The organism is Bacillus sp. 9.4, from assembly GCF_055486415.1.
Map to the genome: position 1 here is coordinate 1 of NZ_JBVFMU010000008.1, position 13,753 is coordinate 13,753.

Here is a 13,753-nt window from a genome sequence, read left to right on the forward strand (position 1 = left end):
GCGATAGCGAAGAGGTCACACCCGTTCCCATACCGAACACGGAAGTTAAGCTCTTCAGCGCCGATGGTAGTCGGGGGTTTCCCCCTGTGAGAGTAGGACGCCGCCAAGCAAGCTTAAACCCAGCTCATTGAGCTGGGTTTTTTTGTATTTTGGTTTATTGGTATCATAAAATTCCACTTAACTGTATAATATAATAACTTTATACCGAATTTTAAATCAGCAATCAGGTTTTGTGGACCGGGAAAATGGAAATAATAAAGGATAGAGCGAGAAAGTTGAAAATTCTCGAGAAACGGCTTATAGTAAGATTATAGTCAAATATAGTCAAAGTCAGTAAAGGAGGGGGTTGAGTGGGACATAATATTTCTGACATCATTGAACAATATTTAAAACGAGTGTTAGATCAAAATGGCAAGGAAATTTTAGAGATTAAACGAAGTGAAATTGCAGATAAATTTCAATGCGTTCCTTCCCAAATAAATTATGTCATCAACACCAGATTTACAAGCGAAAGAGGATATATTGTTGAGAGCAAACGCGGGGGCGGCGGTTACATCAGAATCATTAAAATTAAAATGAACAATGAAGTTGTCCTGATCAATAATATAATTTCTCAAATTAATACCCATTTGTCTCAAGCAGCCTCTGATGACATTATTTTAAGGCTATTAGAAGACAAGGTAATTTCAGAAAGAGAAGCAAAAATGATGGTCAGCGTAATGGACCGCTCAGTTTTACACATTGACTTACCTGAACGTGATGAATTAAGAGCGAGAATGATGAAGGCAATGCTGACTTCTTTAAAATTAAAATAAGCGGGTGAAAAGATTGATTTGTCAAGAGTGCCACGAGAGACCAGCCACTTTTCACTTTACAAAGGTTGTTAACGGAGAAAAAATAGAAGTTCATATTTGTGAACAATGTGCCAAAGAAAATAGTGATTCATATGGTATAAGTGCAAATCAGGGTTTCTCTATTCATAATTTACTTTCGGGTTTACTGAACATGGATTCTTCATTTCAAAATGCAGGAACTCAAATGTTCAGTCACTCGGAGCAAATATCTGCTTGTCCGAAATGCGGAATGACTTTTCAGCAATTCAGAAAAATTGGCCGTTTTGGATGTTCTGAATGTTACAAAACATTTCATAGCAACATTACACCAATCCTACGTAAAGTGCACAGCGGAAACACTGTGCATGCAGGTAAGATACCGAAACGAATAGGCGGCAATCTTCATGTCAGACGGCAGATTGATATGCTAAAAAAGGAATTAGAATCCTTAATCCATCAAGAAGAATTTGAAAATGCAGCTCATGTAAGAGATCAAATTCGTTCATTAGAACAATCACTCAAAAGTACAGATAGTGAGGAGGAACAGGAGTAATGTCGCTAAAGCATTTTATTCAGGACGCACTAAGCAGTTGGATGAAGCAGAAAGGACCTGAAAGTGACATTGTACTCAGCAGCCGCATACGTTTAGCAAGGAACTTTGAGCATATTCGGTTCCCTACGCGGTATTCCAATGAAGAAGCCTCATCCATCATACAGCAATTTGAAGATCAGTTTTCAGAGCAAGAAATTCCCGGAATCGGCAAATTTGTTTTGATTAGAATGAATGATGCACAGCCTTTAGAAAAACGTGTACTTGTTGAAAAACATCTAATCAGTCCTAATCTGACAGAGTCTCCTTTTGGCGGCTGTTTGCTTTCTGAAAATGAGGAAGTAAGCGTCATGTTAAATGAAGAGGACCATATTAGAATTCAGTGTCTTTTCCCTGGATTTCAGCTTTTAGAAGCAATGAAAGCCGCAAACCAGGTCGACGACTGGATTGAAGAAAAAGTTGATTATGCATTCAATGAGCAAAGAGGATACTTAACCAGCTGTCCTACAAACGTAGGTACAGGTTTAAGGGCTTCGGTCATGATGCATCTGCCGGCACTGGTTTTAACTAGGCAAATAAATCGAATTATACCGGCAATTAATCAATTAGGCTTAGTTGTTAGAGGAATTTATGGGGAAGGCAGCGAAGCAGTAGGGAATATCTTTCAAATTTCAAATCAGATCACGCTTGGTAAGTCAGAGCAGGATATTGTAGAGGATCTTAACAGTGTTGCTGCTCAGTTGATTGAACAAGAACGATCTGCCCGAGAAGCGATTTATCAAACTTCTAAAATCGAACTTGAGGATCGGGTATATCGGTCTTATGGGGTCTTGTCTAATTGCCGGATGATAGAATCGAAAGAAACTGCAAAGTGCCTTTCAGATGTACGGTTAGGCATAGACCTAGGCATTATAAAAGGACTTTCAAGCAACATACTTAACGAACTTATGATTTTGACGCAGCCAGGATTTTTACAGCAATACTCGGGAGGCGCTTTGCGTCCGAACGAAAGGGACATTCGAAGAGCGGCTCTCATCAGAGAACGGCTTCACTTAGAAATGAATGGGAAAAGACAGGAGGATGAATCGATATGATGTTTGGAAGATTTACAGAACGAGCTCAAAAAGTACTGGCGCTAGCACAGGAAGAAGCACTTCGGTTAGGTCATAATAACATTGGCACTGAGCATATTTTATTAGGACTGGTAAGAGAAGGAGAGGGCATTGCTGCTAAAGCTCTTCAAGCGCTTGGACTCGGTTCAGATAAAATTCAGAAAGAAGTAGAAAGTTTGATCGGGCGCGGGCAGGAAATGTCTCAAACGATTCATTATACTCCTAGAGCTAAAAAAGTCATTGAGCTTTCAATGGATGAGGCAAGAAAACTCGGTCATTCTTATGTCGGAACAGAACATATTCTTCTTGGTCTGATTCGTGAAGGAGAAGGTGTTGCTGCGAGAGTTCTGAATAATCTCGGTGTCAGCTTAAATAAAGCAAGACAGCAGGTGCTCCAGCTTCTAGGAAGTAATGAAACAGGATCATCAGCGGCAGGAACAAACAGCAATGCGAATACGCCTACGCTTGACAGCTTGGCAAGAGACTTAACTGCTATTGCGAAGGAAGACAGCCTTGACCCTGTAATCGGCAGAAGCAAGGAGATCCAGCGTGTCATTGAAGTATTAAGCCGCAGAACGAAAAACAACCCTGTTCTCATTGGGGAACCAGGTGTAGGTAAAACGGCTATCGCAGAAGGTTTGGCACAGCAAATTATCAATAATGAAGTACCCGAAATTTTGCGTGACAAACGCGTGATGACATTAGACATGGGCACAGTTGTTGCCGGCACAAAATACCGCGGAGAATTTGAGGATCGCCTGAAGAAGGTCATGGATGAAATTCGCCAGGCAGGAAATATCATTCTATTCATCGATGAGCTCCATACATTAATCGGGGCAGGCGGAGCAGAAGGTGCTATTGATGCATCTAATATTTTAAAACCTTCACTTGCTCGTGGCGAACTCCAATGTATTGGTGCAACGACTCTTGATGAGTACCGTAAATATATTGAAAAAGATGCAGCACTGGAACGCCGTTTTCAGCCGATTCAGGTTGATCAGCCATCTGTAGATGAAAGTATTCAAATTTTACAAGGTCTGCGTGACAGATACGAAGCCCACCACCGCGTTTCTATCACTGATGATGCCATTGAAGCTGCGGTTAAGCTTTCTGACAGATATATTTCTGACCGCTTCCTTCCGGATAAAGCAATTGACTTGATCGATGAAGCAGGTTCAAAGGTGAGACTGCGCTCATTTACAACGCCTCCTAACTTAAAAGAGCTTGAGCAGAAGCTTGATGAGGTTCGTAAAGAGAAGGATGCGGCAGTGCAAAGCCAAGAGTTTGAAAAAGCTGCTTCCTTGCGTGATACTGAACAGCGCCTGCGCGAGCAAGTAGAGGATACGAAGAAATCATGGAAAGAGAAGCAAGGGCAGGAAAACTCAGAGGTTACTGTGGATGATATTGCGATGGTTGTATCCAGCTGGACCGGTGTGCCTGTATCTAAAATCGCCCAAACTGAAACTGATAAGCTTCTCAATATGGAAAACATTCTTCATTCCCGCGTCATCGGCCAGGATGAGGCAGTTGTAGCTGTTGCAAAAGCCGTTAGACGTGCGAGAGCAGGGTTGAAAGATCCTAAACGCCCAATCGGCTCATTCATTTTCTTAGGCCCTACAGGTGTAGGTAAAACAGAGCTTGCACGAGCACTCGCTGAATCCATTTTTGGCGATGAAGAATCCATGATCAGAATTGATATGTCTGAATACATGGAAAAACACTCAACTTCAAGACTTGTTGGTTCACCTCCGGGATATGTGGGATATGATGAAGGCGGTCAATTGACAGAGAAAGTCAGAAGAAAACCTTACTCTGTCGTGCTTCTTGATGAGATCGAGAAAGCGCACCCTGATGTCTTCAATATCCTTCTGCAAGTTCTTGAAGACGGGCGTTTGACTGATTCTAAAGGACGCACAGTCGATTTCCGCAATACCATTCTGATCATGACATCAAACGTTGGAGCAAGTGAGCTGAAACGCAATAAATATGTCGGCTTTAACGTTCAGGATGAAACTCAAAATCATAAAGACATGAAAGATAAAGTGATGGGTGAATTGAAACGAGCGTTCAGACCTGAGTTCATCAACCGTATTGATGAAATCATTGTCTTCCATTCACTTGAGAAAAAACATCTTACTGAAATTGTGTCATTAATGTCTGATCAATTAACGAAACGCCTGAAAGAACAAGATCTTTCTATCGAATTGACAGATGCTGCAAAAGCGAAAGTCGCGGAAGAGGGCGTTGACCTGGAATACGGTGCCCGTCCGTTAAGAAGAGCGATCCAAAAACATGTCGAGGATCGTTTATCTGAAGAACTCCTCAGAGGAAATATTCATAAAGGACAGCATATTGTTCTTGATGTAGAAGATGGCGAATTTGTCGTAAAAACGACTGCTAAAACGAATTAATATAGAAGACGGAAATGAGGCATACAGCATGTAAGTGTATGCCTCACTTTCATATCAAGAAATAGAACAAGGGAGAGGTCTTACACTATATATGGCTAAAACAAAATCGAAATTCATCTGCCAATCCTGCGGCTACGAGTCTCCAAAATGGATGGGGAAATGTCCGGGCTGCGGTGCTTGGAATACAATGGTGGAAGAAATGATTAAAAAAGCACCGGCCAATCGGAGAGCGGCTTTTTCTCATTCTGTTCAAACTGTACAGAAACCTTCACCTATTACATCAATCGAAACATCAGAAGAACCCCGCGTCAAAACCCAGCTTGGCGAGTTTAACAGAGTACTCGGCGGAGGTGTCGTTAAAGGCTCCCTCGTTTTAATTGGCGGTGATCCTGGTATCGGAAAGTCAACGCTATTACTGCAGGTTTCCGCTCAATTATCAGGCTCATCAAACAGTGTCCTGTATATTTCGGGAGAAGAATCTGTAAAGCAAACGAAGCTGCGAGCAGACCGTCTCGGCATTAATAATCCGTCACTGCATGTTTTATCTGAAACCGATATGGAGTATATTTCGTCTGCTATACAAGAGATGAATCCAGCGTTTGTCGTTGTTGACTCTATTCAAACGGTTTACCAAAGCGATATTACATCGGCTCCAGGCAGTGTGTCGCAGGTCAGAGAGTGTACCGCTGAGCTGATGAAAATTGCAAAAACAAAAGGTATTCCGATTTTTATCGTAGGGCACGTGACGAAAGAAGGGTCTATTGCAGGTCCGAGACTGTTGGAGCATATGGTTGACACTGTTTTATATTTTGAAGGAGAACGCCACCATACTTTCCGTATTTTGCGGGCTGTAAAAAACCGTTTCGGATCTACAAACGAAATGGGCATTTTCGAAATGCGGGAAGAGGGGCTCACTGAGGTTTTGAATCCTTCGGAAATTTTCTTAGAAGAACGCTCTGCTGGTTCCGCAGGCTCGAGTATCACTGCCTCTATGGAGGGCACTAGACCGATTCTCGTTGAAATTCAGGCGCTCATCTCGCCAACAAGCTTTGGCAACCCAAGGCGTATGGCAACGGGAATAGACCATAACAGGGTCTCTCTGTTAATGGCTGTGTTAGAAAAAAGAGTTGGACTGCTGCTGCAAAATCAGGATGCTTATTTGAAAGTGGCTGGCGGCGTTAAGCTTGATGAACCGGCAATTGATCTTGCCATTGCGATTAGTATCGCATCAAGCTTTAGAGACACACCTCCAAATCCTGCAGATTGTTTTATTGGAGAAGTGGGATTAACCGGAGAAGTCCGGCGGGTTTCAAGAATTGAACAGCGTGTGAAAGAAGCGGCAAAGCTTGGTTTTAAACGCATGATCATACCCGCGGCAAATCTGGATGGATGGACAAAACCAAAAGGGATTGAGGTTATCGGAGTAGCAAATGTTGCAGAAGCGCTTCGTACTTCATTAGGAGGATAATAGATGGAAAAAGAGAAAAAAGGGGCGAAACACGAGTTAGACCTGTCATCTATATTGCAGTTTGTTGCTCCGGGTACACCGCTCAGAGCGGGGATGGAAAACGTCTTGAGAGCAAATACAGGCGGTCTGATTGTTGTTGGATATAATGATAAAGTAAAAGAAGTAGTGGACGGCGGCTTTCACATAAACACGGCTTTTTCTCCGGCGCATTTATATGAGCTGGCTAAAATGGATGGAGCGATCATTTTAAGTGATTCTGGTCAAAAGATCCTCTACGCGAATACTCAGCTGATGCCGGATGCCACAATTTCTTCATCAGAAACAGGAATGCGGCACAGAACTGCCGAAAGAGTAGCTAAGCAAACTGGCTGTCTTGTAATCGCTATTTCTGAAAGAAGAAATGTCATAACGTTATATCAGGAAAACATGAAGTATACACTAAAAGACATAGGATTTATTTTAACCAAGGCGAACCAAGCCATTCAAACACTTGAAAAATATAAGACAATCCTCGATAAAACGATTAATGCACTGAACGCGTTAGAGTTTGAGGAACTTGTTACCTTCAGTGATGTCTTGTCTGTCATGCATCGTTATGAAATGGTACTGAGAATCAAAAACGAAATTAATATGTATATCAAAGAGCTGGGGACAGAAGGGCATCTGATCAAACTGCAAGTCATTGAATTGATTACGGATATGGAAGAAGAGGCCGCTTTATTTATTAAGGACTATGTAAAAGAAAAGATTAAAGATCCGTTTGTTCTCTTGAAGGAGCTGCAGGATATGTCCAGTTATGATCTGCTGGATGATTCCATTGTGTATAAGCTTCTCGGTTACCCTGCTTCTACTAATCTTGATGATTATGTATTGCCGAGAGGATACAGGCTGTTAAATAAGATACCGCGTCTTCCGATGCCGATTGTTGAAAATGTTGTAGAAGCATTTGGAGTCCTACCAAGGATTATTGAGGCGAGTGCAGAAGAATTAGATGAAGTAGAGGGAATCGGTGAAGTACGAGCCCAAAAAATCAAAAAAGGATTAAAACGCCTGCAAGAGAAGCATTATTTAGACAGACAACTGTGATTTCGGTTAAAACCTTATGAATACGGGTATATTAATGTTGGTTTTTGTTTATTCTGATATTCGTAGGATGCATAAGACTTTGTGAAATTAAAATGTTAAAAAAGGAGGTGGGGGTATGTTAAAACGAATAGTTCAGGCGTTCTTCATTATTTTTGGCGGCGTTGTTGGTATATTTTTGATACCTGAATTGTTTGTACTGTTAAATATACAGGACATACCTTTAATAACAAACGCATATACGTCTGCGGCAATAGGAGCAATTATCTTTTTTCTCATCAGTATATGGGGTACAGAATACGTTGTGAACTGGGTGAAGTGGATAGAGGATTCATTGTTAAAAGCGCCGGTTCCAGATTTGTTATTTGGAAGTCTTGGCTTAGTTTTTGGACTTATAATTGCTTATCTTATCGTAAATGTTATTCCTTTAGACAATATACCTTACCGCATATTCAGCACAATAATTCCTGTATTTTTGGCTTTCTTCCTCGGTTATCTCGGCTTCCAGGTGGGCTTTAAGAAAAAGGATGAATTGATCAGCCTGTTTTCCATTTCCGCCAGAATGCAAAAGAAAAAAGGAACAGCTGATGAAGAACATGAGGTTCAAGACAAGAAGCTGAAAATTTTGGACACTAGTGTTATTATTGATGGGAGAATAGCAGATATTTGTCAGACTGGTTTTTTAGAGGGAGTTATCGTGATTCCGCAGTTTGTCCTTGAGGAATTGCAGCATATTGCAGACTCTTCAGATGTTTTAAAACGAAACAGAGGACGCCGCGGTCTTGATATCCTGAACCGCATTCAGAAAGAATTAGACATTGAAGTTGAAATTTACGAAGGCGACTTTGAAGATATTCAGGAGGTTGACAGCAAGCTCGTCAAACTTGCTAAGCTGACATCCGGGGTCGTTGTGACGAATGATTTTAATTTAAATAAAGTGTGCGAGCTTCAGAAGGTAGCAGTATTAAACATTAATGACCTTGCCAATGCGGTCAAGCCTGTTGTGCTTCCTGGCGAGGAAATGAATGTTCAGGTCATTAAGGACGGGAAAGAGCATAATCAGGGAGTTGCCTACTTGGATGACGGTACGATGATTGTCGTTGAAGAAGGACGAAATTATATCGGCAAGCATATTGATGTACTCGTCACAAGTGTGCTGCAGACAGCAGCGGGACGAATGATTTTTGCGAAGCCTAAGCTGTTGGAGAAGGCGCTGTAAAGGGAGAAGAAACAATGAGTTATGATGTGGTGATTCCTGCAGCCGGACAGGGAAAGCGGATGAAGGCAGGGAGAAATAAACTGTTCATTGAGCTGAAAGGAGACCCGGTGATCATACACACGTTAAGAGTGTTTGACAGCCACCGGCAGTGCGATAAAATCATTTTGGTGATTAACGAGCAGGAGCGGGAGCACTTTCAGCAATTGCTGTGCGATTACCCGTTTCAAACTTCAATTGAGCTTGTTGCAGGCGGAGAAGAGCGTCAGCACAGTGTGTATAAGGGGCTGAAAGCCGTAAAGCAGGAAAAGATTGTCCTTGTACATGACGGTGCCCGCCCATTTATAAAACATGAACAAATTGACGAACTGATCGCAGAGGCGGAACAGACAGGAGCGGCCATCCTTGCTGTTCCGGTAAAAGATACGATTAAACGCGTTCAAGATTTACAAGTCAGTGAGACGATTGAACGTTCAAGCTTGTGGGCTGTCCAAACGCCACAAGCTTTTCGTCTTTCTTTATTGATGAAGGCTCACGCTGAGGCCGAGCGCAAGGGATTTTTAGGGACGGATGACGCCAGCCTCGTTGAACAGATGGAGGGCGGTTCGGTCCGTGTTGTAGAAGGCAGCTATACAAATATTAAGCTGACGACGCCAGACGATTTGACGTCAGCTGAAGCTATCATGGAATCAGAAAGTGGGAATAAACATGTTTAGAATTGGACAAGGATTTGATGTGCATCAATTAGTGGAGGGCCGTCCTCTCATTATTGGCGGAATTGAAATCCCGTACGAAAAAGGGCTGCTTGGCCATTCTGATGCAGACGTTTTGCTGCATACTGTCGCTGACGCCTGCCTGGGAGCTGTGGGTGAAGGAGACATCGGCAAGCATTTTCCTGACACAGATCCCGAGTTCAAGGACGCAGATTCTTTCAAATTACTTCAGCATGTCTGGGGAATCGTGAAACAGAAGGGGTATGTCCTTGGGAACATTGATTGCACCATCATAGCGCAAAAGCCGAAGATGCTGCCGTACATAGAAGATATGAGAAAAAGAATTGCTGAAGGCCTTGAGGCAGATGTTTCTCAAGTAAATGTAAAAGCAACAACGACAGAAAAGCTTGGATTTACAGGCCGGGCGGAAGGAATAGCGGCTCAGGCGACAGTACTGATACAAAAAGGCTAACTTGTTTTGATGCCGGGTCTATTTGGTGGTAGAATAGATTCATACATTTTTGCCTGAGGCCATACATGACATGAAAGGAAGTATTTGAAAATGGGAAACGAAGTACGCGTCCGTTATGCACCGAGTCCAACCGGACATTTGCATATTGGAAATGCCAGAACGGCGCTTTTTAATTATTTATTTGCCCGCAATCAAGGCGGTAAGTTTATCATTCGAGTTGAGGATACTGATAAAAAGCGCAATATTGAGGGCGGAGAACAAAGCCAGCTGAATTATCTGAAGTGGCTAGGTATTGACTGGGATGAGAGTGTGGATGTCGGAGGAGAGTACGGTCCATACCGTCAGTCAGAGCGTAACGATATCTATAAAGTGTACTATGAAGAGCTTCTTGAAAAAGGGCTTGCTTATAAATGTTACTGTACGGAAGAAGAGCTTGAAAAAGAGCGTGAAGAACAGATTGCCCGCGGAGAAATGCCTCGTTATTCCGGAAAACACAGAGACCTGACTCAGGAAGAACAGGAGAAATTTATCGCCGAAGGCAGAAAACCAAGTATTCGTTTCCGTGTGCCAGAAGGAAAAGTCATCGCCTTCAACGACATCGTAAAAGGTGAAATTTCTTTTGAATCAGATGGCATCGGCGACTTTGTTATTGTGAAAAAGGACGGGACGCCAACTTACAACTTCGCGGTAGCGATTGATGACTACTTAATGAAAATGACACACGTGCTGCGCGGTGAGGATCATATTTCTAACACACCGAAACAGATTATGATCTATCAAGCATTCGGGTGGGATATTCCTCAGTTCGGACACATGACGCTGATTGTAAACGAAAGCCGTAAAAAGCTCAGCAAACGTGATGAATCCATTATTCAATTCATCGAGCAGTACAAAGAGCTTGGCTACCTGCCAGAAGCGCTGTTCAACTTTATCGGCCTGTTAGGCTGGTCACCGGTTGGAGAAGAAGAGCTTTTCACAAAAGAGCAGTTTATTGAAATTTTTGATGTAAATCGTTTATCTAAATCACCAGCTTTGTTTGATATGCATAAGCTAAAATGGGTTAACAACCAATATGTGAAGCAGCTGGATCTTGATCAGGTTGTTGAACTGACGCTTCCGCATTTGCAAAAAGCGGGCAAAGTTGGCACTGAGCTTTCTGCTGAAGAACAAGAGTGGGTTCGTAAACTGATTTCCCTGTATCATGAGCAATTAAGCTACGGTGCGGAAATTGTTGAGCTGACTGATTTGTTCTTTACGGATGAGATCGAGTATAATCAAGAAGCGAAAGCTGTTCTGGAAGAAGAACAGGTTCCTGAAGTGCTCAGCACATTCGCAGCGAAGCTTGAAGAGCTTGAGGAGTTCACTCCGGATAATATCAAAGCATCAATCAAAGCAGTGCAGAAAGAAACTGGCCATAAAGGGAAAAAACTGTTTATGCCGATTCGTGTTGCTGTAACAGGGCAAACTCACGGTCCGGAACTGCCGCAATCAATTGAATTGATCGGTAAAGAGACTGCAATTCAGCGTTTAAAGAATATCTAAATAAATGATTGTTGACAGGGAAGAGTATAAAGCTTTAGGCCATTACAGAAAGGATCTCCATTGGCTGAGAGAGATCCATGAGCCGGGTTTTAGAAGTGCGCCCTTAAGACCTTTGAAGAACATTTTTTGAAATCAGTATTCAAAGGCGGCCGCCGCCGTTACAGGCTGAAGTTGGGAGAGCAGAAGTCTGCTTTTCAAACAGAGTGGAACCGCGCGGTTAAAGCGTCTCTGTCATGTTTACATGCAGAGACGCTTTTTTTATTGGGTAGAGGAAATCAGATAGAGAAACGGGGGGAAGCATGTGTTTTTTAGAATGCTCAAAGAAGACATTGATACTGTGTTCGATCAAGATCCCGCAGCAAGAAGCTATTTTGAAGTGATTTTAACTTATTCCGGTTTACATGCTATATGGGCGCATCGGATTGCACATGCTTTATATAAACGAAAATTTTATTTCCTTGCACGCCTTATATCTCAAGTAAGCCGATTTTTTACCGGGATAGAAATCCACCCCGGCGCTACAATCGGGAGAAGATTTTTCATAGACCACGGCATGGGGGTTGTCATTGGGGAGACATGTGAAATCGGCAATAACGTAACCGTTTTTCAGGGGGTTACCCTCGGGGGAACGGGGAAAGAAAAGGGAAAAAGGCACCCAACGATTAAAGATGACGCATTGATAGCCACAGGTGCTAAAGTGCTCGGTTCTATTACGGTCGGTGAAGGCTCAAAGATTGGCGCTGGTTCAGTAGTGCTGCATGATGTTCCTGATTTTTCAACAGTTGTCGGTATCCCTGGACGGGTCGTTGTACAAAATGGCAAGAAAGTAAGACGCGATTTAAACCATCAGGATTTGCCCGATCCAGTTGCTGACCGCTTTAAGTCTTTGGAACAGCAGATTTTAGAGCTGAAGGCAGAACTTGAAGACAGAAAAGAAAGGATCAATCAAAAATGACAATCACACTTTATAATACATTGACTAGACAGAAGGAAACATTCGTTCCTCTTGAAGAGGGAAAAGTGAAAATGTATGTATGCGGACCCACGGTTTACAATTACATTCATATCGGGAACGCGCGTCCGGCAATCGTTTACGATACGGTTCGAAACTATTTAGAGTATAAAGGCTATGATGTGCAGTATGTCTCTAACTTCACAGACGTAGACGATAAATTAATTAAAGCGGCAAATGAACTCGGTGATGATGTACCCACCATTTCAGAGCGTTTTATTAAAGCATACTTTGAAGACGTAGGTGCGCTCGGCTGCCGAAAAGCCGACCTTCATCCGCGAGTAATGGAGAACATGGATGCCATTATCGAATTCGTAGATCAGCTCGTGAAAAAGGGCTACGCATATGAATCAGAAGGTGACGTATATTTCAAAACCAGAGCGTTTGAAGGGTACGGAAAGCTTTCTCAGCAATCAATCGATGAACTTAGATCAGGTGCACGCATCCGAGTCGGCGAGAAAAAAGAAGATGCTCTTGATTTCGCACTGTGGAAAGCGGCAAAAGAAGGAGAAATCTCTTGGGATAGCCCTTGGGGAAAAGGACGTCCGGGCTGGCACATTGAATGCTCAGCAATGGTGAAAAAGTATCTCGGTGACCAGATTGATATCCATGCGGGCGGACAGGATTTAACATTCCCTCACCATGAAAACGAAATTGCGCAATCTGAGGCGCTGACAGGCAAAACGTTTGCGAAGTACTGGCTTCATAATGGTTATATCAATATTGATAATGAAAAAATGTCAAAATCACTAGGCAACTTTGTGCTTGTCCATGACATCATTAAACAGCATGATCCGCAGCTTTTGAGATTCTTTATGCTATCTGTTCATTATCGCCATCCGATTAACTATTCAGAAGAGCTTCTGGAGAATACGAAAAGCGCGTTCAACCGCTTAAAAACAGCGTACAGCAATCTTCAGCACCGTCTGAACAGCAGTACGAATTTAACCGAAGATGACGATCAATGGCTTGAAAAAGTTGAAGAACACCGTAAAGCATTCGAAGAAGCGATGGACGATGATTTTAATACGGCGAATGCCATTTCAGTCTTGTTTGACTTAGCGAAACACGCCAATTATTATCTTCAGAAAGATCATACGGCTGATCATGTGATTACGGCGTTTATTGAGATGTTTGACCGCATTGTTTCTGTCCTCGGTTTTTCGTTGGGTGAGCAGGAACTTCTCGATCAAGAGATTGAAGACTTAATCGAAAAGCGAAATGAAGCGCGCCGGAATCGCGATTTTGCATTGTCAGACCAGATCCGCGACCAGCTGAAAAGCATGAATATCATTCTTGAAGATACGGCTCAAGGCACTCGCTGGAAACGGGGAGAATAAC

General features: G+C 42.6%; 12 protein-coding genes, 1 rRNA gene and 1 other annotated feature. All 13 genes read left to right on the plus strand.

Going from position 1 to position 13,753, the window contains the following annotated elements; genetic code table 11:
• Window positions 1-109 (plus strand): 5S ribosomal RNA (gene rrf / locus ACZ07B_RS21275); the annotation flags it as partial.
• Between the two features lie 241 nt (window positions 110-350).
• Complete coding sequence (gene ctsR / locus ACZ07B_RS21280) at window positions 351-815, plus strand: transcriptional regulator CtsR (protein ID WP_003225724.1); 465 nt, start codon at window positions 351-353, stop codon at window positions 813-815.
• Window positions 816-828: 13 nt separating this feature from the next.
• The gene (gene mcsA, locus ACZ07B_RS21285; protein WP_015252993.1) at window positions 829-1,386 is read left to right on the plus strand and encodes a protein-arginine kinase activator protein McsA; all 558 of its coding nucleotides are present in this window, start codon (window positions 829-831) and stop codon (window positions 1,384-1,386) included.
• The gene (locus ACZ07B_RS21290; protein WP_003235007.1) at window positions 1,386-2,477 is read left to right on the plus strand and encodes a protein arginine kinase; all 1,092 of its coding nucleotides are present in this window, start codon (window positions 1,386-1,388) and stop codon (window positions 2,475-2,477) included. Before mcsA ends, ACZ07B_RS21290 begins: the two co-directional genes overlap by 1 nt.
• A complete protein-coding gene (clpC, locus tag ACZ07B_RS21295) occupies window positions 2,474-4,906 on the plus strand; it encodes an ATP-dependent protease ATP-binding subunit ClpC (protein ID WP_014475592.1) in 2,433 nt (810 codons plus the stop codon). Before ACZ07B_RS21290 ends, clpC begins: the two co-directional genes overlap by 4 nt.
• Window positions 4,907-4,997: 91 nt before the next feature.
• Window positions 4,998-6,374, plus strand: a complete 1,377-nt coding sequence (gene radA, locus ACZ07B_RS21300; protein WP_015252992.1) for a DNA repair protein RadA — start codon at window positions 4,998-5,000, stop codon at window positions 6,372-6,374.
• A gap of 3 nt (window positions 6,375-6,377) precedes the next feature.
• A complete protein-coding gene (gene disA / locus ACZ07B_RS21305; RefSeq protein ID WP_003225736.1) occupies window positions 6,378-7,460 on the plus strand; it encodes a DNA integrity scanning diadenylate cyclase DisA in 1,083 nt (360 codons plus the stop codon).
• 115 nt (window positions 7,461-7,575) lie between these two features.
• Window positions 7,576-8,676 (plus strand): PIN/TRAM domain-containing protein, encoded by a 1,101-nt coding sequence (locus ACZ07B_RS21310; protein ID WP_003235014.1) that lies wholly within the window; start codon window positions 7,576-7,578, stop codon window positions 8,674-8,676.
• 14 nt (window positions 8,677-8,690) lie between these two features.
• Complete coding sequence (ispD, locus tag ACZ07B_RS21315; RefSeq protein ID WP_014478616.1) at window positions 8,691-9,389, plus strand: 2-C-methyl-D-erythritol 4-phosphate cytidylyltransferase; 699 nt, start codon at window positions 8,691-8,693, stop codon at window positions 9,387-9,389.
• A complete protein-coding gene (gene ispF, locus ACZ07B_RS21320) occupies window positions 9,382-9,858 on the plus strand; it encodes a 2-C-methyl-D-erythritol 2,4-cyclodiphosphate synthase (RefSeq protein WP_003225745.1) in 477 nt (158 codons plus the stop codon). Before ispD ends, ispF begins: the two co-directional genes overlap by 8 nt.
• Before the next feature lie 90 nt (window positions 9,859-9,948).
• Window positions 9,949-11,400, plus strand: a complete 1,452-nt coding sequence (gltX, locus tag ACZ07B_RS21325; protein WP_464877666.1) for a glutamate--tRNA ligase — start codon at window positions 9,949-9,951, stop codon at window positions 11,398-11,400.
• A 2-nt stretch (window positions 11,401-11,402) separates the two neighbouring features.
• Window positions 11,403-11,633 (plus strand) — a binding site (T-box leader).
• A gap of 68 nt (window positions 11,634-11,701) precedes the next feature.
• Window positions 11,702-12,355 carry a serine O-acetyltransferase gene (cysE, locus tag ACZ07B_RS21330; RefSeq protein WP_003225749.1) on the plus strand — a complete coding sequence of 218 codons (654 nt, stop codon included), beginning with the start codon at window positions 11,702-11,704 and terminating at the stop codon, window positions 12,353-12,355.
• Window positions 12,352-13,752, plus strand: a complete 1,401-nt coding sequence (gene cysS, locus ACZ07B_RS21335; RefSeq protein ID WP_464877667.1) for a cysteine--tRNA ligase — start codon at window positions 12,352-12,354, stop codon at window positions 13,750-13,752. The genes cysE and cysS overlap by 4 nt, the downstream gene beginning before the upstream one ends.
• Window position 13,753 lies beyond the last annotated feature (1 nt).